Origin of the sequence: Salinispira pacifica (assembly GCF_000507245.1) — a bacterium.
Classification (GTDB): Bacteria; Spirochaetota; Spirochaetia; order DSM-27196; family Salinispiraceae; genus Salinispira; species Salinispira pacifica.
In genome coordinates this window covers 909445-930700 of record NC_023035.1, presented here as the reverse complement: position 1 = coordinate 930700, position 21256 = coordinate 909445, and the positions used below count along the sequence as shown (strand labels likewise).

Here is a 21256-nt window from a genome sequence, read left to right as displayed (position 1 = left end):
AGCCCCTCACCCTCTGGCTGCCCGCATCAGCCGGTCCCGCAGGGCTGCAGTGTCCGGGCCCCGGGCAGGTAGATACGCCACAACGGTGGTGTAACCCATAATGTCCGCATCCACAAAACTTTTGTACAGGCCGCGGGCGTACTCATCGGCATTCCTGAACACCCTCACATCCCTGCGTGGCCCGGCGGCCCACCGGGAACCTGAGTTCTCAATCGTACATAGCTCCCGCATTCGGGAAACATCATCATCGGAAAATCCGGCATCAGGAAGAAGAATCATGGCACCCCCGAAGCAGCCGTCGAGTCTTTGTCATTTTTCAACGCATCCAGCGCCGCCGCCAGCTCCTCAGAATTTCCGAATAATGCGATGCGGGCGGAAGGAGCATAGTGGCGATATCGGGTGCCGGGAGTGGCGGGAGCATGCTTTCCCCCGGAGGAAACCACCGGCAGATCACTGCCCATCTCCACCAGGGCGGCTTCCAGCATGGTCAGGGTAACCGAGCCCGGACGGAGTATTTCCACCCTCCCGGGAGTGCAGCGGATAATCGTGGATTCAAGGCCCCGGTCACAGGGCGGACCGTGAATCACCGCATCCACTCTCCCGGACATCTCACCCCAAGCCATGGAAAAATTCGTGGGGCTGGGGCGGCCCGAGCGGTTGGCCGAAGGGGCGGCGATTCCCCGGCCCAGACAGCGGATGAGATCGAGAGCCGCCGGGGAGTCGGGGATTCTGAGCCCCAGTGTGGCGTGCCCTGCGGCAGCCGCCCCGCCCCTGTCCGGATTCCGGTTCACAATGAGGGTGAACGGACCGGGGGAAAATGCAGCCAGGAGCCCGGCCTCCACTTCGGAGAGAGCCTCTGCGTAGCGGCGGGCCATCTCAATATCCGAAACATGTACAATCAGCGGATTATCTCTGGGGCGGTTCTTTGCGGTAAAAACCTTTTCCACAGCCTCTGCGCTTTCTGCATCCGCACCCAGTCCGTACACGGTCTCGGTTGGAAACACCACCAGCCCCCGATTTTGCAAAAGAGAAGCCGCTGTTGTAATATCCCTTGAGCGGGTACTCAGTTCAAGAGTTTCCATAGACTGGAAACTATAGCAGAAATAGACCGGCATATATATACTTGGGGTAATTTCAATAATCTTTGCTTTTGCTAATTACCAGAACCTGTAGAGGCCATGCAGATGACAGGAATGACGGTTCGCCCGTGATTCATCGTGTTGTGATACCTCAGGTTTTGAAAATTTCTGCTTTGTCAGCCGCAGATCACCGAGGGAGGGTTCACCCCCCGCAGCAATGGGAGCAGCCATGAGACGCACACATAAATTGATATTCCTGTTTTGTATGTTGATATTCCTGCCGGCCCTTCTGTTCGCCTCCCAGGAAAACGGAGGCGGTCATGCTGAGATGAGCCTGACCCATCAGATGACACAGCTGGTAATTCAACTGGCAGTGATCCTTTTCGCGACATGGATCGGAGGCAAACTGGCTCAGAAAATCAGGCTGCCGGGGGTTATCGGACAGCTTCTTATGGGAATACTCATCGGTCCGTTTCTGCTGGGAGGGCTTGGATTTCCCGGTTTTCCCCAGGGCCTTTTTCCGGTCCTTGAAGGCACCATCCCTGTAAGCCCGCTGGTCTACAGCCTGTCCAGTCTGGCGGCAATTATCCTCCTGTTTATTGCCGGGCTGGAAACCGACCTCCCTCTGTTTCTTAAATATGCGGGAAAAGGTTCGGTTGTGGGCTTGGGCGGAGTCCTGTTCAGCTTTGCCAGCGGAGCATGGCTGAGCACCTTTTTTACCGGCTATGATTTTTTCCACCCCATCAGTCTGTTCATGGGTACCCTCAGCGTGGCCACGTCGGTGGGCATCACCGCGAGTATTCTCTCGGACCAACGGAAGATGGACTCCCCCGAAGGGGTGGTTATTCTCTCGGCGGCGGTAATCGATGATGTTCTGGGTATTATTATCCTTGCCATTGTTCTGGGGCTGGCAGCCATCCTTCCCAGCACCGGGGATGGAGGATCCGGATCAATCGACTGGGGTGAAATCGTCTGGGTTGGAGTAAAAGCCGTGGGGGTATGGCTGGTTTTCACCATTCTCGGGCTGGTATTTGCCCGGAAGCTCGGGAGGTTTCTCAAGCAGACCTTCAAAGATCAGAGCCTTGTTACGGTGATGGCATTTGCCCTTGCCCTGCTGATGGCGGGAATCTTCGAGAGCGCAGGTCTTTCCATGATTATCGGTGCATATGTGGTGGGGCTGACGCTCTCCAACACCGATCTGGCATTTGTGATCCAGAGCCGGCTGAAAACCCTTCACGATTTTTTTGTTCCGGTGTTTTTTGCAGTAAGCGGCATGATGGTGAACCTTGAAGCAATTGCCAACGGCAGGGTGCTGGCCTTCGGACTGCTGTTCACCCTTGTTGCCGTCATCGCCAAACTGATAGGAAGCGGCGGACCGGCGCTGCTGCTGAATTTCAATCTTTTGGGGGCATCCCGCATCGGGCTGGGAATGGTTCCCCGGGGAGAGGTTGCCCTGATCATGGCGGGCATCGGGATGAGTTCCGGCATTATCAATCAGGAGCAGTTCGGCATTGCCCTCCTGATGACGATCATCTCCACCATTGCAGCACCCCCCGCATTGAATCAGCTTCTGAAAATCCGCAGCAGCGGACAGAAGGTGGAAGAAGGGGGCGGGGAAAAGACCGAGACATCATTCTCCTTCCAGAGTCCGGAGTTTGCCCAGCTGATTATCAGCACCTTTACCTCGGAGATGGAAAAAGAGGGATTCTTCATCAACAGCATGGAACACGGCGAAGAAGTGATCCAGATGCGGAAAGACGATGTTTTTATCTCCCTCTACATTGGAGAGGACGGCGAGGCGACCTTTCTTTCAGACGAAAAAGATGTGAATCTTTTCAAGACCGCCCTCTATGAGAGCCTGCTCTCGGTCAACAAAGCCGCAGGAGCTCTGAAAAAGGTGTTCAAGCCCGATGAGATGGCCAAAAGCATCAGCAGCGGCAGTACCGGCGGGGCGTTCAATATTATCCCCTACACTTCCCCGGATTTTGTGATCAGGAATTTGCGGGCTCACAATAAGCAGGAGGTGATAGAGGAAATGCTGTATCTTGCGGATGCGCATGAGCTGCTGGATGACGGTGAGATTGTGAAGCATGATGTACTGGAGAGGGAAAAAAGCATGACCACAGGGATGGCCAACGGTATCGCCATCCCCCACGCCAAGACCGAAGGGGTGAGTTCCATGCATTTTCTTATCGGGCTGAAACCCGACGGTATTGATTTCCAGTCTCTGGACGGCGAACCCAGCACCATTTTCATCATGATCCTCACCCCCAAGCAGGGGCACGGGCCCCATATTCAGCTGATGTCCAGCATCACCGGCCTTTTGAACCGCAGTGAAGTGAGGGAAGCCATTTTGAAAGCGGAAACAAGTTATGAGGTTCTCAGAATTTTACAGCGGGCCCAGGAAGAGAATCAGGCGCAGAGCCAGAAAAAGTCCAGGAACTGAGGCAATAGTCCAGGGCCGAGTCGGAATCAGGACCCAGTCGACATCAGGAAAAGAGAAACCGTTCCGGGGCTGAACCTGAAGCCTCAGAGCTTGGGCTCAGGGTTTAATAAACACCTTCCCCTCTTCCACCTTCACTTCGTAGGTTTTCAGGTTCTGGGTGGCCGGATAATCGATCACTTCTCCCGTTTTAATATTGAAGCGGCTGCCGTGTTTTTCGCAAAACACCTTATCCTTCATTACAATCCCCTCAACCAGCGGGCTGTATTCGTGGGAACAGGAGCCCTGGGTGCAGTACACTCCATCTTCAAGTTTGTAAATGGTATACACATGCCTGCCCACCTTCACTTCCTTGGAAGTTCTGAAGCTGTCCAGCTCCGCCACCTCCACCCAGCTGCCTTTCTTCTTTTTCGATAGTAAACCCATACGGCCCCCTGTCTGCTGCCTGCGTCATCTCTTTGCTGCCCGGGTTTCCATTCGCGCCACTGTTTCCCTGCGCTGCCCGGTTTATCCTGTGCCGGCTGCGGCTCCCTGTGTTCACCGGATATTCACCGGAGGAAAAAAAAGCCGGCTCCATGGCCGGCTTTATCCCGTTTACAGCCGGCCTTTCAGCCTGCGGTGTATCTGCTGACGGACATCATCCTGCATTTTTTCCGGGAGACCGGTGATCAGATCCTCAAAATACCCGAGAATCAGCATTTCACGGGCTTCTTCTCTTGAGAACCCCCGGCATCGGAGATAATAGATCTGTTCCTCATCGATGCGTCCGGTGGTTGAACCGTGGGAGCATTTCACGTCATCGGTGTTGATATTGAGACTGGGAATACTGTCGGCGTGTGCTCCGTCATTCAGCACGAGATTATTATTGGTGAGGTAGGCGTCGGTTCCCTTGGCTTCATGATTCACGTCTATGAGCCCCTGAAACACCGTTTCCGCCTCATCCCGGATGGCACCCTTGTAGTATGTGCGGCTGGATGCATGCTCGCCTTTATGATGCTGTACGGTACGCATATCGATGTGCTGTTCATCATCGGCGAAATAGATACCGTCCAGATTCAGGTCGCTTCCGTCCCCCTCAAGGGCAAACTCCACCCGGTTTTTCACAAAACCGCCGCCGAGAATTCCTTCAAAATGAAAAAGCTTCGCATCCCTGCCCACGTTTCCGTAGGCCTGGTAAAATGCCACAACTTCATCGCTGCTTTCCTGCAGGACACTTACCCCCAGATCGGCTCCATCGTCCACCAGGTATACGGCGGACACATTCTGAAGATGCCCCCCCATTCCCTTGAACCTCAAGGCCATGCGGGCTTTGCTCATCTGCTCGGCAATCACCACCACCGTGGCATGTCTGCTCACATCCTCGCCAAGAGAATGCCAGCACAGTTCGTGAAGCTCTTGGGATTCTGTCTCTTTGGGAACATGGAGTACAAAAATATCCTCGGAAAGGAGGAGATTCCACAGAGAGAGCTTGTTGGGAGAGTCGTCCCGGAGCCGCTCCAGTGCTGCGAACACCCTGTTGAGAACCGCATCAGGAAGGGAATCGCCCCCTTCATTGAGAAGATCGTTGAGGCGGCGGATACCTCCGCTTTTGATTTCTGCGGAGGTGTTCTCCCGGAGTTCGGCGTCGGGATGACCCAGGTCGTCCAGATCGAAGACGGAGATATCGGTTCTGCGCCACTCCTCTTCATCAGTGGCGGGCCAATGGCTGTTTTTAAAGAGGGGGAGCACGCTGTTTCTGTACTCCCGGATTTTTTCATGATCCTTAAGATCCTGTATGTACTGTGTCACCCTACTGACCCCTCCATCTCCAGTTCAATGAGTCTGTTCAGCTCAATGGCATATTCCATGGGGAGCTGTTTAACCAGTGGATCCAGAAAGCCGTTTACAATCATCATTGCCGCTTCCGTCTCGGAAAATCCCCTGCTTTGCAGATAAAAAAGCTGCTCTTCAGAGATTTTGCTCACCCTGGCCTCATGTTCCATGGAAACATCAGTTGAATCAATTTCCATGTAGGGATAGGTGTTGCTCACAGAATCCGGGTCCAGAATAAGGGCGTCACACACCACATTGCTCTTGGCATTCCGCACACCTTCCTGAACGCGGATCAGACCCCGGTAGGAACTGATCCCCCCGTCCTTGGATATGGACTTGGAAGTGATCATTGAGCTGGTGTTATCGGCGGCGTGAACAATCTTTCCCCCGGTATCCTGTTCCTGCTTGCCGCCGGCAAATGCGATTGAGAGAACTTCGCCGTGGGCACCTTCCCCTTTCAGGTGGATGGCGGGATATTTCATGGTCCGCTTGGAACCCAGGTTTCCGTCCACCCACTCCACTACCGCATTTTTATGGGCTACTGCACGCTTGGTAACCAGATTGTAGATATCGTTGGACCAGTTCTGAATGGTGGAATAGCGTACCCGAGCCCCTTCAAGAGCAATGATCTCCACCACTGCGGAATGAAGACTTTCCGTGGAATAAATAGGTGCGGTACAGCCTTCGATGTAGTGAACGAAACTGTCTTCGTCGGCAATAATCAAAGTACGCTCAAACTGACCGAAGCTTTCGGAGTTAATCCGGAAGTAGGCTTGGATGGGAATATCAACCTTAACCCCCTTGGGGACATAGACAAAACTCCCGCCGGACCACACCGCAGAATTGAGGGCTGCGAACTTGTTGTCGTTGTAGGGAATAATGGTACCGAAGAACTTTTTCACCAGTTCAGGATGGTTCAGCACCGCATCTTCGGGGGATGTGAAAATAACCCCCTGCTTTTCCAGGTCTTCCCTGATGTTGTGATACACCATTTCGGAGTCGTACTGGGCGCCCACACCTGCAAGAAACTTCTGCTCAGCTTCGGGAATACCAAGGCGGTCGTAGGTCTCCTTGATATCCTGGGGAAGGTCATCCCAGCTGCGCTGCTGCCCCCCCTCGTTGGACCGGGCGTAATAGACGAACTCATCGAAATTGATATCGCTGAGATCCGCACCCCAGTTCGGCATGGGTTTCCCCTGAAACGCCTTGAGACTCTGGAGTCGAAAATCCGTCATCCACTGGGGTTCGTTTTTTTCCCGGGATATTTCCTTTACAATCTCTTCGTTCAGTCCCTTTTTCGTCTTGAACACAGACTTGTCAGGAAATGAAAAACCATATTTATAATCGTCCAACTGGACTGTGCTTGCTTCACTGCTCATTTACGGCCTCCTCCGGTATACCGTACTGCTCCCGAACCCAGTCGTAGCCCTTTTCCTCAAGGGCTTCCACCAGGTCTTCACCGCCTGAGGTTACGATGCGTCCGTCGAAAAGGATGTGCACGTAATCAGGCTTGATATGATTCAGTATACGCTGGTAATGGGTAATAATGATGGACCCGAAGTCGTCGCCCCTGAGCTGATTCACACCCTTGGCCACAACTTTCAGTGCATCAATATCCAGACCCGAGTCGGTTTCATCCAGGATTCCGAAGGCGGGCTTGAGCATAAGCATCTGAAGAATTTCCATCCGCTTCTTTTCGCCTCCGGAGAAGCCCTCATTGAGGTAACGGTTAATAAACTGCTGATCCATGTCCAGGAACTTCATATTGGCCCTGAGATCCTTAACAAAGGTCCGGGCTTTCTGTCCGTCTTCTGCCTCATCCTGGATTTCCGTGGCACGCTTCAAAAACCGGCCTACAGTGATGCCGGGAATTTCCACAGGATACTGGAATGCCATGAACAGTCCCTTCCGGGCACGTTCATCCACATCCATCTCCAGAACATCCTCCCCGTCAAGCAGGACCTGGCCGGCGGTCACCTCATACTTGGGATTTCCCATGATCACATGGCTCAGAGTGCTCTTTCCTGCACCGTTGGGTCCCATAATCGCATGAATTTCTCCGGTCTGAATTGTGAGATTCAGACCCTTCAGTATTTCTTTTCCTTCAACACTTGCGTGAAGTTCTTTAATTTCAAGTTTCATTTCTATTCCTCCGTCAGGCCTTGGGGCCGGCGCTTCCTGATCCGTCTGCTCATATTCGGGCAGTATTCCCTTCCCGGTGGTTCTAAATAGGATATCCCAGCTCAAGGCGGGCTTCTTCGCTCATGAACTCCAGGTTCCAGGGGGGATTCCACACCACCTGCATTTTCACATCTTCCAGCCCGTGATCCTGGGCGAGAACGCCCCGCATATCAGCCTCGATGGTGTCCGCAAGGGGACAACCGGGTGACGTGAGGGTAAAATCGATCTCTGTGCTGTCATCCGTGAACTCGATCCGGTATATCAGCCCCAGATCCACAATATTTATCCCGATCTCCGGGTCCAGTACTTTTCTCAAGGATTCGAGAATATCGCCTTTGCTTGCAGCCATGTATTTCTCCGTTTAAATGATGTTCATACACCCTATGTATACCTTACTAAATAGGTCAGGTATAATCAAGAATATTCTGTCCATGTCAACAGATTTGGGGAGCATAATTATTTTGAAAATGTCCGATGATTTATAACATACTATGATAGGTTGGTTAAGTCACTATGAAAGCAGAAACAAAGATCCTCAGCGTTTTGGCACACCCCGATCCGGAAAGCTACTGCGCCGCACTGCATGGGGAATTTACCCGGGCGGCAGAAGCAGTAAGCATTGACCTGTATGGGGACAATTTCGACCCCCGCATGGAGCTCAGCGAGCTTCAGCGGCATATCCCCATAGACGAGCCGGCAAGAGAGTACGTCAAGCAGCTGTCATCTGCAGATCACCTTGCAGTCTTCTTCCCCGACTGGTGGGGAGCGGAACCGGCCATTTTCAAGGGATGGCTGGACAGAATTCTCCGCCCCGGTGTTGCCTATGACCGGAATGAGGGGCGGAACCCGGGAATGAGCAGTTCATCGGACACCCACGGTCTGCTGGATGGAATGGGGTTTACTGTTGTCATTACCAGTGACAGCGACCCCGCCCGGAGCCCGGAAACCCGGGATATCTACCGGCAGCGCTATATTGCCGGCATTGGGGAATTCTGCGGCTTTCACAGCGCAGAACTCAGGTTTCTCGGACCTGTAAGAACGTCCAGGCTGAAGCAGCGGAAGCTGTGGCTTCAGGATATCCGGCAGCTGGGTCTCCGCCTCTCCGGAAAAGCAGAAGCCGGGGAAACGGAGGCCGGAAATACAGTGAACAGAGACTGAAAACCTGCAGCATTAAAATTCATCAAACGGCAGAGGGAACAGTTCGCTGAAGAGCATGTCACGGCGCTGCCCCTTATGATTCACCATAATCACCGGGAATTCCGGCCCGCAGAATTCCGCCAGTACCTGACGGCAGATACCGCAGGGAGGGGTCAGGGGTTCATGCTCGGTATACAGCACCAGAAAACCAAAATCTTTGCTTCCGAAATTGCTGATTGCCGACGCAAGGGCTGCCCGTTCGGCACAGATGGTTCCGCCGAAACTGCGGTTTTCGATATTCACACCGGGAACAAAAAGCCCCCGGTCATTCAAATAGAGGGCTGCAGACACGGCAAAATGGGAATACGGGGAGTATGTCTCGCTGTTTTTGGTCTGCGCCAATTCAATGCCCTGCTGGATTAATTCTTCGCTGAAATCATGTACGGCCATGGAATATCTCCTTATTTATCGAAAACTCCGATGCTTTCCCCGGGAATTGCCCTGATTAAAATTGACAAATCCATGAGTAACACAGAATAATCGATATTGATGCAGTATAACACTGGCATTGACTATTTTTTTGATATTTGCATGATGTTTCATCAAAAGGGCAATGTATGGAAGAAGAAAAATATCTGGTAATCGTCGAGTCACCGACGAAAGCCCGGACAATCAGCCGATTTTTACCGAAAAACTTTATCGTGGAAGCCAGCATCGGACATGTCCGTGACCTTCCTCAAACCGCCTCGGATGTACCCAAGAAATATAAAGGCCTGGACTGGGCCCGGCTGGGCATCGATGTGGAACACGAGTTTGCCCCCCTTTATATCACCCCCAAAGGTAAGGGAAAAATTATCAATGAACTGAAACGGAAGATGAAGGAAGCCGACGCCGTATATCTTGCCACCGATGAAGACCGTGAAGGGGAAAGCATCAGCTGGCATCTGGTTCAGGTTCTGAAGCCGGAGAAAAAGAAGGTTGCGGTGAAGCGGATGGTATTTCACGAAATTACCAAAAAAGCCATAAGCGCCGCCCTGGAGGACACCCGGGACATCGATATGAACCTGGTGAAAGCCCAGGAGACCCGGCGTATTCTGGATCGGCTTTACGGCTTCACCCTCTCGCCCCTGATCTGGAAGAAAATCGCATACGGCCTGTCCGCAGGAAGGGTACAGAGCCCCGGTCTTCGGATGATTGTTGAGCGGGAGCGGGAACGAATTGCCTTCAGGAAGGCCGTGTATTGGGACATTAAGGCACGGCTCAGCGCCCCGGACACCAAGTCCCCGGATCAGTTTGACGCAAAGCTTATCAGCTATAAAGACACCCGTCTGGCCAGCGGCAAGGACTTTAACTCCATTACCGGTGAGCTCCTGGAAGGCCGAAATGTTCTGGTTATGGATGAAACATCCGCCCGGAAGCTGGAAGGTGATATTAAAACCGCCGAATGGAAGATCATCGATGTAAGTGAAAAAGAGACTACCAGCCGCCCTTCGGTTCCATTTATTACATCGACCCTTCAGCAGGAGGGAAACCGGAAACTGAATCTCACTGCCCGGGAAACCATGCGTACCGCCCAAAAGCTGTATGAAGAGGGACTGATCACCTACATGCGTACAGACAGCCCCACCCTCAGCAGCGAAGCCATCTCAGGGGCCCGGGACACCGTGGAATCTCTTTACGGAAAGGAATACCTGAGCGACAAGCCCCGGCAGTACAGCAGCAAGGATGAAAGCGCCCAGGAAGCCCATGAGGCAATCCGTCCGGCGGGATCCCAGTTCACCCATCCTGATGAAACCGGACTGAGCGGCAAGGAAAAAGCGCTGTACGAGATCATCTGGAAGCGAACCCTGGCCACTCAGATGGCCGATGCCAAGAAATCCAGCACCACGGTGAAAATTCAGGCCGGAGACGCAGTCTTTCAGGCCAACGGAACCAAGATACTTTTTCCCGGCTTTCTGAAGCTCTATGTTGAAGGAAAGGATGATCCGGACGCAAAGAAAGAAGACCGGGAAGTAATCCTTCCTGACGTGAAGGAAGGAATGGGGTGCGAACTTCACGAAACCGAAAGCCTGTATCATGAGACCAAACCTCCGGCACGGTATACTGAAGCCAGCCTGATTCAAAACCTTGAAAAACAGGGGATCGGCAGACCCAGCACCTATTCCAGCATAATCAGTACCCTCTTCGACCGGGGATACATCAGAAAGATCGCCAATGCACTGGCTCCCACCTTCACCGGAATGGGTGTTATTCAGTTTCTGGAAAATAACTTCCACTACCTCATCGAATACGGATTTTCGTCGGAAATGGAGAGCACCCTGGACAGCATTGCTTCCGGCAACATGGACCGCCTCCAATACCTCAAGGATTTTTATTCCGGCAAGAACGGCATTCGCACCCGGGTGGATCAGCGGGAAGATGATATTAAGCCCGAGGAATCCCGGGTGATCAACCTCCCCCAGGCGGATAAAGATGTGGAGATACGCATCGGCAGATTCGGTCCCTATATTATTGCAAAGGACTCCGACGGTAATAAAATTAACGCATCAATTCCCGAGGAAATTGCTCCGGCGGACCTTACGAAAGAAGACATCGACGAGATTATTGAACTGCAGATTAAGGGACCCGAACCCCTTGGCGAGGACCCCGACAGCGGAGAACCGGTGTACTGCCTCATCGGCCGCTACGGTCCGTATGTGCAATTGGGACAGGTGACCGAGGAAGTCCCCAAACCCAAGCGTGCGGGAATCCCCAAGGGGCGCAGCCCCCGAGACGTCACCCTTGAAGAAGCTCTGAAGTATCTCAGCCTCCCCAGAACTCTGGGAGAACATCCGGAAAGCGGGAAGGAAGTGGTTGCCAATGTGGGACGCTTCGGTCCCTTCGTGGTTCATGACGGGGATTTCAGAAGCTTGAAAAAGGATGACGACGTCTACAGCATCGAACTGCCCCGGGCCCTGGAGATCCTGGCCGAGGAAAAATCCAGAGGACGGCAGCGGAGCAAGCTGATTCGTGAGCTCGGGGAATTCGACAAGAAAAAGGTTGCCCTGTACGACGGTAAATACGGGCCCTATATCAAATACGGTTCGAAAAACATATCTCTCCCGGATGAGAAAAAGACCGATGAAGCTCTGAAAGAACTGACCATCGAAGAGGCGGGAAAAATCATTAAGAAAAAATAGCTTTCCGGGGAAAGGAGGTAAACCCCGGAAAGCCCAAAAGGAGAATGGATAGCATCGGCTCTCTGACCATCCATAATCAATAACACTCCTTGCCCCTGGAGGTAACACAAGGGGAAGGGTATTTTTTCAGAAACCGCTCAGATAATCGCTGCGGTATTCCCGGCGGAAATCATCCACCTCGGCCAGCAGGGTTTTCAGCAATGCATAGAGCTGATTGACCTCTTCGATTTTCCCGGCATGTTCCTCATATTCCCCGGCGCTGAAACGCTCATTAATCACCGTTGAAAAGATAACACTCCCCAGAGTTCTGTAGGTTCTGGCACTGGTGGCGGCTATGTACATGGTTCGCCGGGCCACGGAGCGGTCGTCACCTTCCGAATCGCCGCTTTCCTGAAAAAGCCGGCGGCTTTGCTCCATGTTATTTCTGATTTCCCTGCCGAGCTGAAGAACCTGCTCCACATAAGCCTCTTTGCTTACACCGCCGTTGCTGAGCTGAGTGCTCAATCCCAGCATGGAATAAATGATATCCTTATCCAGCCCCCATACGAACAGACTCAGGGAACTGAAGCCGTCCACTTCCAGACTCTGGAGCACGTAATTGTCATAGTCACTCAGAGACTCCTCTCCGTACACGGGAAGGGCATAATCCCTGAGAAATATGGATTGGAGGTACACGGCGTTCATATTGGCAAGATAATATTCCAGAGGATCGCTGTAGAGGGTGGATATCTCAAGACCGTATTCAATGTAATCCCCGATACGGGAAATATTGGCGGCAATTTCGCTCATGGCGGGGACGGGATTTTCATCTGCCATATCCAGAAGACTGTAATGAATCTGGAGTACGGCGTTTCCCGTCCGGGAATCAATGGTAAATCGGCTGCGGCGGAGACTGCTCTCCAGCTCCCGGGTATCCGTACGGAACCGGATGGTTCCGGAGCCGAAATGTTTCCTCACTTCCCGGTAGAGGGCTCCAAGTTCATCATCATTTTCAGCGGAAACAACCAGGGCATCGAAGGTTTCCAGCAGAGATACCAACGTGCCGCGGTATTCATCCGCAGTGCCTCCAGCCTCCCCCGCGGCCGAATCTCTGCCGCCGTCCGGATCTGCGGACATTCCGGATTCGGGGGTGGTGGCACAGGATGCGAAGCCCAGCACCAGAATACACAAAACCCCGGCAAGAGCCCGCCGGGGTACGGTTTGTCTTTCTTTGTTCATGAACAATCCTTCGGTGCAGCCGCCGGAGAACTACAGGGGGAAGAGGCGTATATATCCGCCTTCCGGCACACAATTCCTGACGGAACCGGTCAGCCGTTGTTTTCGGCTTCTCCGTCTTCTCCCTCTTCTTCGGCGGTTTCAGGCTGCACGGTATATCGGGTTATAATATCACCATCGGCATATACGGTAATCTGTGAAGATATTTCCAGAACAAAGGGAAATGAAAGTTCGCCGCCGCTGTGGGTGGTCTGGAAATAGGGAGTAACATCCCCTTCCGGAGAGGTGAATTCAACCCGCACCGGCACCGGAAGAGCGGATTCCGGGATGAAACTGTAAAATATATCGGAGATCTCATTGGAGCTTTCGGGCTCAAGGGGAGTAATTCTGAGCACCAGGGGACTGTCGGGCTCGACGGTTTCCCCCGCCGCGGGGAACTGACTCACCACCAACCCGGGAATGCTGTTATCATCTTCCTGGGAGCTGTAGCGGAATACAAAGGGAATGCTCCGCCCGGCGAGGAGTCCAAGAGCCTGACGGTAATCAAGACCCAGGGTCTCCGGCGCTTCAAAGCCCAGAACTTCCGGCCCCCGGCTTACCAGCAATTTCAGATCGGTATAACCGCTGAGCTTTGTACCTGCCTGGGGTTCCTGGGAAATAATGGTTCCCTGGGGTTCTTCGGAAAAGATATAGCTGATATTTTCGTTCCGGACTTCAAGAAGAGATTCATGGGTGGCGAACTGTGCTGCCAGCTGTCGGCGGAGATCGTCCAGAGTAAGGCCCAGATAGTCGCCTACCTGATCCACAACCGGTCCCTTGCTTACAATCAGCTGAACGGTTCTTCCAACCCGCACCTGGCTTCCCGCATCCGGGCGCTGCTCAATAACAGCCCCCCTGAGTTCCGGGTCGCCGTCGAAACGCTGCTGCACCCTCACATTCAGTCCCCGGCTTTGCAGTTCCTCCAGGGCGGAAACAAGCTCCATCTCCTTGAGATTGGGAATCATGGTATCTTCCGCTCCCTGAAGAGTAATAAACAAGGTTACCGTCCCGGCCAGAATTCCCAGGGCGAAAATCCCCAGAAATCCCCACAGCAGAATCTTGAAATAGCGATTCTCAGGATGTTCCTGGGGATCAGGGAGAAGACTTTTCATTTTGGTTTGCATTGCACTGAAGATCTGTTTCATAGGAACCTATTATCCCCCAAGGACCGATGATATAAACCCGGAGTTTCCATTAAGAAAACTGATGAAATCGAGCGCCTTCTTGGTATGCAGCTGAAGCCGGGTCAACACCAGGATACCGTCTCCAGTTTGTACCAGAATTCCCAGACTCTTGTCCATACCGATCACGGTCCCGGGCTTGCGGACGGCGGATTCCGTGAGGCTGCTGATTCTCCGGTTCAGATCCGGATTGTTTTTCTCTTCAAGCTCCTGAGTCAGCAGCCGGGTTTCCAGAATATTCAGTCCCCTTTCCCCCCAACGGGTGTGGGCAAGGGGCCAGGGCGTGTACGCCCGGACAAGACGGTGGATTGCGTGGGCGGATTGGTTCCAGTCCACAATTCCGTCATCCTTGTGGAGCAGAGTGCAGTAGCTTGCAGCAGTTTCGTCCTGCACCCGGGGGGTGAGGGAATTGTTTTCCAGGCCGTCCAGAGCATCCGACAGCAGCCGTGCCCCCCTGAGGGAGGCCCTGTCTCCCAGAGTGGCTGCACTGTCATTAATATGTATGGGTAATTGCTCCTGTATCAGAATATCGCCGCTGTCCATTTTCAACGCCAGCTTCTGGATGCTGATGCCGGTAACCGAGTCTCCGGCGAGAATAGCAGCAGGAAGGGGCGCAGGCCCCCGATACAGGGGAAGAAGGCTGGGGTGGAGGTTCACCGCATTGCCGTTGAACAAGGAAAGAAATTTCGGCCCGAAAATCCTGCCGTACGCAACCACTGCCATGCCCTGGGGTTCATATTTCAACACCTCTTCCCGGGCTTCCCTGCCGAGACGGGAGGGCTGAAGAACAGGAATGTCATGTTCAAGGGCATACTGCTTCACAGGACTTGGCTTCAGTTTCCTGCCTCTTCCCACAGGGGCATCCGGATTGGTGAGGACTGCCACGACCCGGTGGGATGAAGATTCATGAAGCTGTTTCAGAGATGGAACTGCGAAGGCCGGAGTACCTGCAAAAAGTATTCTCATTTTTTCTGATTTTTCTCGTAGGCTGCCAGAAGACGCTTGCGCTGCCCGGGCTTCAGGTATTCGTAAAAAAGTTTTCCCTGAAGATGATCGTATTCATGCTGAATCACCCGGGCAAGAATTCCGTCGGCTTCCAGATCAAATTCTTTGCCGTTCCGGTCCCATGCACGGACCTGCACGGCCTCGGGGCGCTGAACCTCGGCGTAGACACCCGGTATGCTCAGACAGCCCTCTTCATAGGGAGCCAGAGTTTCGGAGAAACCCCGTATTTCCGGGTTGATGAATACTCTGGGCTCTTCATCCGGAACATGAACCACAAAAAGGTTCTCCATCCGTCCCACCTGCACTCCCGCCAGACCTATGCCGCTGCCTTCATGCATGGCTTCAATCATCTGATCGCAATAGTCCGCAAGCTCACCATTAATGCTTGCAACAGGGGAAGATATCTTGTGAAGACGTTCGTCCGGAAGTATTACCAAATCTAACATGGCCATAATGTAGGCAAAGGCGCAGGAAAAGTCAATCTGTCCTTGCCACCCCGGGTATCTGCCCCTATAGTGGAAGTTAAATACCGGGTTTTTTAGTCAGAAATACACCGGATCAGGACAGAAATTATCGGAAAAGAGAGGAACGCATGAAAAAGATCACCGTGGCACGGGGAGACGGTATCGGACCAGAGATCATGGACGCCACCCTGAAAATTCTATCGGCGGCAAAAGCGGAGATTGAACCGGAATTCATCGAGATCGGAAAGAGCCAGTATCTGGCGGGGAACAGCAACGGAATGAATCAGGATGCATGGAACAGCATCAGAAAGAACCGCATCATTCTGAAAGCACCTGTTACAACTCCCCAGGGCGGCGGCTACAAAAGCCTGAACGTGACAATTCGCAAAACTCTGGGACTGTTTGCCAACGTACGTCCCTGCCGTTCATTCACTCCCTATGTTGAAACGTACCACCCCCATCTGGATGTGGTGATTGTACGGGAAAATGAGGAAGATCTCTACGCAGGAATTGAGCATCGTCAGACTATTGATGTGGCCCAGGCCCTGAAGCTGATTTCCCGGCCCGGCAGCGAACGGGTTATCCGCTACGCCTTCGAATACGCCCGGGCGTACGGCAGAAAGAAAGTCACGGTGATGATCAAGGATAATATTATGAAGATCAGTGACGGGCTGTTCCATCGCATCTTCAACGAGATTAAGGAGGAGTATCCGGAAATTGAAAGCGAACAGCAGATCATAGATATCGGAACCGCCCGGCTGGCATCCGCGCCGGAACGCTACGATGTGGTGGTAACGCCCAATCTGTACGGCGACATCATCTCCGATGTGGTTGCAGAAATTTCCGGTTCGGTTGGAATGAACGGGTCGGCAAATATCGGGAAAAATGCCGCCATGTTCGAGGCCATCCACGGTTCCGCACCGGATATTGCCGGGAGAAAGCTTGCCAATCCTTCAGGTCTGATCAATGCGGCGGTCATGATGCTGGTTCACATCGGCATGCCCGATACCGGACGCAGAATCGAAAATGCCTGGCTGAAAACCATCGAGGACGGCATTCATACCGCAGAAATTTACTCAGACGGGCACAGCACCCACCTTGCGAACACCGATGAGTTCGCAGATGCGGTAATTGATCGGCTTGGCAGCAATCCTGGCTTTTTCCACGGAGCAGAGTTCAGCTCCGATATGCCCGCCATCAAAATTCCAGATTATCAGCGCCCGGATGTAAAAAAGGTGCTGGCGGGGGTGGATGTGTTTATCGACCACGGAAGCATCAGCCCCGATGAGCTGGGAAACACCCTGAGCGACATCGCCGGCGCCGCCAGAAGCAGTCTGCTTCTTAAGGTGATCACCAACCGGGGAGTAAAGGTGTACCCCCAGGGATTTCCGGAAACATTCACCACCGACCACTGGAGATGCAGGTTTCTTATGGAAAAGCCGCCGGTGTCTACAGATATGGAGGGCCTTGAGCCGGAATCGGTGATTGAGATTCAGCAGCTGATCATGGGCGCCGGGTTGGAGATCATCAAAACCGAAAATCTGTACTATTTTGACGGAGAACCAGGCTACAGTCTGGCTCAGGGGGAATAATCCGGCCAGGGCCGGCGCTCAACCAAGGGGCCGGTGCTCAACCGGCCTTGGCTGCCCCGTTTCTGGGGGGCAGTTCCAGGGGAAGAATAAACCAGAAATCGCTGCCCTCTCCGGGTTCGGAATCGAAGCCCACCTCGCCGCCGTGGGCCTCTACCAGCTTTCTGCTGATGGCCAGGCCCAGACCGGTGCCCTCTATGTCCCGCACGTTGAAGGTTCTCCCGAACTCCCTGAACAGCAGATGATGATCTTTGGGATCGATGCCGATACCGTCATCGCTGACGATAAACTGAATGTAATCCCTTCCGTCCCTCCGGATTTTCCGGGTTTTCAGCACCACCTTTCCCCGCTCAGTGTATTTTACCGCATTGCTCATGAGATTCATGAGTATCTGCTTCACCCGGTAATGATCAATGTAGATATGCTCCGGCAGCTGAGGATCGCTGCTCCGTTCAAGAGAGATCAGAGCCGTCTTGTTCTTTGCACGGCAGTAACTCTCGCTGTGCACCATTACATAGTTGATAATCTCGCTGAGGCTGGAGACTTCAGGATGGATGTCGATGGTTCCGGACTCGATCCGGGAGAGATTGATAACATCGTCAACGATGTGAATGAGGGTTTTTCCGCCCTCACTGATGTTGGCATAGGCCTTCATTTTTCCCCGTTCCTCTTCCTGGACCAGTTGAAGGATGCGCTCCATGGGTTCTCTCCATGCCCCTGAACCCTCATCTCCAGCTTCTTCAAACTCGTTTCGCATTTTTTCCAGAACGAAATAATAGGGATTGCTTTCCTCAAAGAGAAATTCCATAAACTCTCTGGCAAGAGGATGTTTCCCCTGGGGAAGGAGTTCCATGAGTTCTTCCAGCACCAGGGCAATCTCGTCATTTTTTTCATATGCTCCGTAGCGCAGAAGATCGGTAATACCGCTGATGCTGTTCAGGGGAGTGCGGAATTCATGATTCATGTTCACCAGGAATTTCGATTTATGGACGTTGGCCATTTCAGCCCGTACTCTGGCAGCCTCCGCCTCCCGGGTGCGCTCTTTCACCTTATCTTCCAGATTCTGGGCATACTCCAGGATTTCCCGGCGCTGCTGCCGGATTTTATCCAGACTCATGGTGAGTTCACCAGCCAGCAGATTAAAGGACTCAGCCAGATCACCTATCTCATCGTTGCTTTCCACCTTAAGCTCTTCGAATCCCCGCTCCGACCCGATGCTTTTACGCAAACTTTCCACTCCCTGGTTCAAACTCATGATGGGTGCAACCACATACATGGTGATCAGCAGGCTCATAAGAAGGACCAGAATAAAGAGGGCGGATATAATCACCCAGAGATACTCAATTTCCTGGGGCGACTCCTGAATTTCCCGGGGAATGGCCAATTCTGCGGCATACAATCCACTTTTGGACACCAGCAGAGGGAGAATGCCGATCATTTCGTTTCTGTTTGTGTCGGTAATTACTTCGCTGAACGGCGAATTGAGGTAAATTCGCGCGCCCTCTTCCCTGCTGAACCGCTGAACACCCTGTAAGAGAATTCCGTACTCCCTTTCGCTCACATCCAGACGGGCCAGGCGCTCCCCGTATTCGTTGATTCCCGTGGAGAACATGAGGGGAATGCTGTACTCTCCGGGGCCGTCGGATTCCGACTCTTCCCCAACGGCCTCCCGTGGAAGAAAGAATATGCTGGTGCGGAGATCAGAGACCTGCCGCAGCATGTCGAATACATGGGATCCGATGCTGGATTGGATTACAGCAACAGCCTTCTGATCATTCCGCTCAAGTTTTACCGCATAATTGAGCACAATTTCATTCTGCATAAAGCGGATAGAACCGTCACCCTGTTCCTCCTGCCCCAGAAACCCCGCATAGTCCCCGGTGCTGGAAAAGATCGTGCTGAACGCCTCTTCGGCATTGCAGCAGTCAAGGGATGCATCGAAAAGAAGCTCTCCCCGGGCGCTGAAGACGCTGATCCCCCTCCCCTTGCTGATAATCTGCCGTGAAAGGGGCGTCTCTTCATCCAGGAATATGGTTACGCTGTCCTCCAGACTTCTTGCCACAGAAAAGAGACTTCTCCACTCTTCTTCCAGGAGGGCTGAGAGACTGGTTCTACCGTATTCCAGGGTTTCCGTACGGTTGATGTAATTGATCTCGTCAAACTGCTGTTTTACATACACCGCCACAATGGCAGCCGGGACAACCATCACTGCCAGAAATATGATCGCCAGTTTCAGCAGCAGGGGCAGACGAATGTTCTGCATGAATATCGGCCTCACTAACTCAATTTCAGTCGAATTCTCGGCTCCGGGGAAGGCCGGATCTCTTCCATGGAGTTGAGATACCTGAGAAAAACTGCCAGCAGGGTATCGTTGTGTTCCCTGAGAATGGGCAGCTCGCCAAATTCTTCATACCCGTCACCTCCGGCATGGAGAAATGTAGAGGTGACAAGGGTGTAATTCCTTCCCATATCAAGGGGTTCTCCCCCGATTTTAACATCCCGGGGTCTCACTACATATAAACCGTTCTGAAGGGATACCGCATATTCCAGCCCCGATCCCTGGAGGAATCCCTTCTCACCCTCCGGATCGGCGTACAGCGATGCCGATCGGTTCAGAATTTCCAGTATCTGATCCCCCCGTGCTTCAAGGGTGTACAATCCCGATTCGAAGGGCAGAAGGGAATACGCTTCATGAACGGTCACCGGCCCCTGATCCAGCCCCCCACGCATGGAACCGCTGTTTATGAGTGCAAAATCGGCGGAACTGTAATCCAGCATGGCGTTGGTAACGATATGCGCCAGTTCCGAGTCACCCGAGAAGCTGTGGGAAATCTCTTCACTGCTGTCTGCTATTCTCTGCCCCAGTATGCTTCCCGACTCTTCCCGAATGGTGAACAGAAGTTCAGAGATTTCTGTGTCAGGCTCCAATCGCGCCGAGTCCAGGGCAAGCTCTGTGTAGTTCTGAATCTTGCCGTTCATTATCCGAATCCGGTCCAGAAAACCTCCCCGGTCGCTTCGGCCGTCGTCAACCAGCACCAGTTTATTCTTCCATCGGGGATCCATCCCCGGAAGGTTCACAAGGGAGCGGGCAAAGCCGTCATAGGGAAGATCCCGTTCTCCCATGACCAGCAGATCAATCTGATCGGGATCCAGATTACCCGGAAAGACCGGCGTCTCACCGGCATTGAGCTTGTGACTTACCGCATTCACCAGCACAAAGGGGCGTTCCACTAGAGGGGCCTGGGAGACCGTCCAGCTCATGCCCGAGTCCATCTGAAACTGCCTGATTGCCTGCTCAACGGCCCGGGAAGAAGGAATCAGGGACACATCCTGGTTGTGGGCAGGAAGACTGCGTTCAATAAGGTTGGGACTGGAAAGACCTATTATGAGAATATTATAGCGGGGATGATAAAAATAGGGTTGAATGAATTCCGGAGGCTCATTGCTGAACTTCAGGCGGATATTGGCGCTCACCATGGGAAACTCCGCCGCCTCAGCCAGCTCCTGCAGCCTGGGCAGACCGAAGTACAGCTCGCGGGTATCCACAATCAGTGCGTCGCATTCCGCAGAATTCAGCAGTTCAATGATGTTCATACCCCGTGAGAAATAGGCCTCAGGGCTTCCGTGAATACTGTTGTTATCTGCAATGAACAGGTGGGGAAACGTCGTCCTGCTCCGGAACTGATTCAGGCCTGAGGAAAGAAGGCTGAATCCCCGGTGCCTGATTTCTCCTCCGTTTACTTCCTTCACATCCGAAAATATCTGCCCCTTCAGGGAATGTGCGGAAAGAATATCGAGATGGGGGGTAAAACTCCGTTCACAGGACAGGGAAAGAATGGAGACTACGCACAATACAAGGAGGAATTTTACATATCCGCCGGGAACCCTCAGGTTGCCGGAAAAGTACCGGGACAATTGCTGCTTCATAACAC

At 53.0% G+C, this 21256-nt stretch carries 18 protein-coding genes; 4 read left to right on the top strand and 14 right to left on the bottom strand.

Annotation, left to right across the window (positions count from 1 at the left end; all coding sequences use genetic code 11):
• Positions 1 to 6: 6 nt before the first annotated feature.
• The gene (locus tag L21SP2_RS19010) at positions 7 to 279 is read right to left on the bottom strand and encodes a Sua5 family C-terminal domain-containing protein (RefSeq protein WP_024267219.1); all 273 of its coding nucleotides are present in this window, start codon (positions 277 to 279) and stop codon (positions 7 to 9) included.
• Positions 276 to 1082 carry an L-threonylcarbamoyladenylate synthase gene (locus L21SP2_RS04040; RefSeq protein WP_024267218.1) on the bottom strand — a complete coding sequence of 269 codons (807 nt, stop codon included), beginning with the start codon at positions 1080 to 1082 and terminating at the stop codon, positions 276 to 278. The genes L21SP2_RS19010 and L21SP2_RS04040 overlap by 4 nt, the downstream gene beginning before the upstream one ends.
• A gap of 226 nt (positions 1083 to 1308) precedes the next feature.
• Here L21SP2_RS04040 and L21SP2_RS04035 point away from each other — a divergent pair, with 226 nt between their 5' ends.
• Positions 1309 to 3525, top strand: a complete 2217-nt coding sequence (locus tag L21SP2_RS04035) for a cation:proton antiporter domain-containing protein (protein WP_169730418.1) — start codon at positions 1309 to 1311, stop codon at positions 3523 to 3525.
• A gap of 96 nt (positions 3526 to 3621) precedes the next feature.
• Here the strand turns inward: L21SP2_RS04035 and L21SP2_RS04030 are convergent, their stop codons facing one another.
• The 5 genes from L21SP2_RS04030 to L21SP2_RS04010 all read right to left on the bottom strand — a co-directional run bounded on the left by L21SP2_RS04030 (position 3622) and on the right by L21SP2_RS04010 (position 7864).
• Positions 3622 to 3948, bottom strand: coding sequence for a Rieske 2Fe-2S domain-containing protein (locus tag L21SP2_RS04030; RefSeq protein ID WP_024267215.1), 327 nt, complete (start codon positions 3946 to 3948; stop codon positions 3622 to 3624).
• Positions 3949 to 4116: 168 nt separating this feature from the next.
• Positions 4117 to 5310 carry a Fe-S cluster assembly protein SufD gene (gene sufD / locus L21SP2_RS16830; protein WP_024267214.1) on the bottom strand — a complete coding sequence of 398 codons (1194 nt, stop codon included), beginning with the start codon at positions 5308 to 5310 and terminating at the stop codon, positions 4117 to 4119.
• Entirely contained in the window at positions 5307 to 6713 is a 1407-nt protein-coding gene (sufB, locus tag L21SP2_RS04020; RefSeq protein ID WP_024267213.1) for a Fe-S cluster assembly protein SufB, read from the bottom strand. The genes sufD and sufB overlap by 4 nt, the downstream gene beginning before the upstream one ends.
• On the bottom strand, positions 6703 to 7476 hold the full coding sequence (gene sufC / locus L21SP2_RS04015) for a Fe-S cluster assembly ATPase SufC (protein ID WP_024267212.1): 774 nt from the start codon (positions 7474 to 7476) through the stop codon (positions 6703 to 6705). Before sufC ends, sufB begins: the two co-directional genes overlap by 11 nt.
• Positions 7477 to 7558: 82 nt before the next feature.
• On the bottom strand, positions 7559 to 7864 hold the full coding sequence (locus tag L21SP2_RS04010) for a metal-sulfur cluster assembly factor (RefSeq protein WP_024267211.1): 306 nt from the start codon (positions 7862 to 7864) through the stop codon (positions 7559 to 7561).
• A gap of 164 nt (positions 7865 to 8028) precedes the next feature.
• On the opposite strand from L21SP2_RS04010, the gene L21SP2_RS16825 reads away from it, so the two are divergent.
• Positions 8029 to 8673: an NAD(P)H-dependent oxidoreductase gene (locus tag L21SP2_RS16825; RefSeq protein WP_024267210.1), complete on the top strand. Its 645-nt coding sequence runs from the start codon at positions 8029 to 8031 to the stop codon at positions 8671 to 8673.
• A gap of 12 nt (positions 8674 to 8685) precedes the next feature.
• Here the strand turns inward: L21SP2_RS16825 and cdd are convergent, their stop codons facing one another.
• The gene (gene cdd / locus L21SP2_RS04000; RefSeq protein WP_024267209.1) at positions 8686 to 9102 is read right to left on the bottom strand and encodes a cytidine deaminase; all 417 of its coding nucleotides are present in this window, start codon (positions 9100 to 9102) and stop codon (positions 8686 to 8688) included.
• A 167-nt stretch (positions 9103 to 9269) separates the two neighbouring features.
• Here cdd and topA point away from each other — a divergent pair, with 167 nt between their 5' ends.
• Positions 9270 to 11831, top strand: coding sequence for a type I DNA topoisomerase (gene topA, locus L21SP2_RS03995; protein WP_024267208.1), 2562 nt, complete (start codon positions 9270 to 9272; stop codon positions 11829 to 11831).
• 126 nt (positions 11832 to 11957) lie between these two features.
• Here topA and L21SP2_RS03990 read toward each other — a convergent pair whose 3' ends face one another.
• The 4 genes from L21SP2_RS03990 to def form a co-directional block, all read right to left on the bottom strand.
• Positions 11958 to 13049, bottom strand: a complete 1092-nt coding sequence (locus tag L21SP2_RS03990; RefSeq protein ID WP_024267207.1) for a hypothetical protein — start codon at positions 13047 to 13049, stop codon at positions 11958 to 11960.
• 89 nt (positions 13050 to 13138) lie between these two features.
• Positions 13139 to 14230, bottom strand: coding sequence for a PASTA domain-containing protein (locus L21SP2_RS03985; RefSeq protein WP_024267206.1), 1092 nt, complete (start codon positions 14228 to 14230; stop codon positions 13139 to 13141).
• Positions 14231 to 14239: 9 nt separating this feature from the next.
• Positions 14240 to 15232, bottom strand: a complete 993-nt coding sequence (fmt, locus tag L21SP2_RS03980) for a methionyl-tRNA formyltransferase (RefSeq protein ID WP_024267205.1) — start codon at positions 15230 to 15232, stop codon at positions 14240 to 14242.
• A complete protein-coding gene (def, locus tag L21SP2_RS03975; protein WP_024267204.1) occupies positions 15229 to 15723 on the bottom strand; it encodes a peptide deformylase in 495 nt (164 codons plus the stop codon). Before def ends, fmt begins: the two co-directional genes overlap by 4 nt.
• Before the next feature lie 140 nt (positions 15724 to 15863).
• Here def and L21SP2_RS03970 point away from each other — a divergent pair, with 140 nt between their 5' ends.
• The gene (locus L21SP2_RS03970; protein WP_024267203.1) at positions 15864 to 17327 is read left to right on the top strand and encodes an NADP-dependent isocitrate dehydrogenase; all 1464 of its coding nucleotides are present in this window, start codon (positions 15864 to 15866) and stop codon (positions 17325 to 17327) included.
• Between the two features lie 37 nt (positions 17328 to 17364).
• On the opposite strand, the gene L21SP2_RS03965 is transcribed toward L21SP2_RS03970, so the two are convergent.
• Positions 17365 to 19587: a HAMP domain-containing sensor histidine kinase gene (locus L21SP2_RS03965; RefSeq protein WP_024267202.1), complete on the bottom strand. Its 2223-nt coding sequence runs from the start codon at positions 19585 to 19587 to the stop codon at positions 17365 to 17367.
• Between the two features lie 14 nt (positions 19588 to 19601).
• Complete coding sequence (locus L21SP2_RS03960; protein ID WP_041401143.1) at positions 19602 to 21251, bottom strand: bifunctional metallophosphatase/5'-nucleotidase; 1650 nt, start codon at positions 21249 to 21251, stop codon at positions 19602 to 19604.
• Between the last annotated feature and the right edge of the window lie 5 nt (positions 21252 to 21256).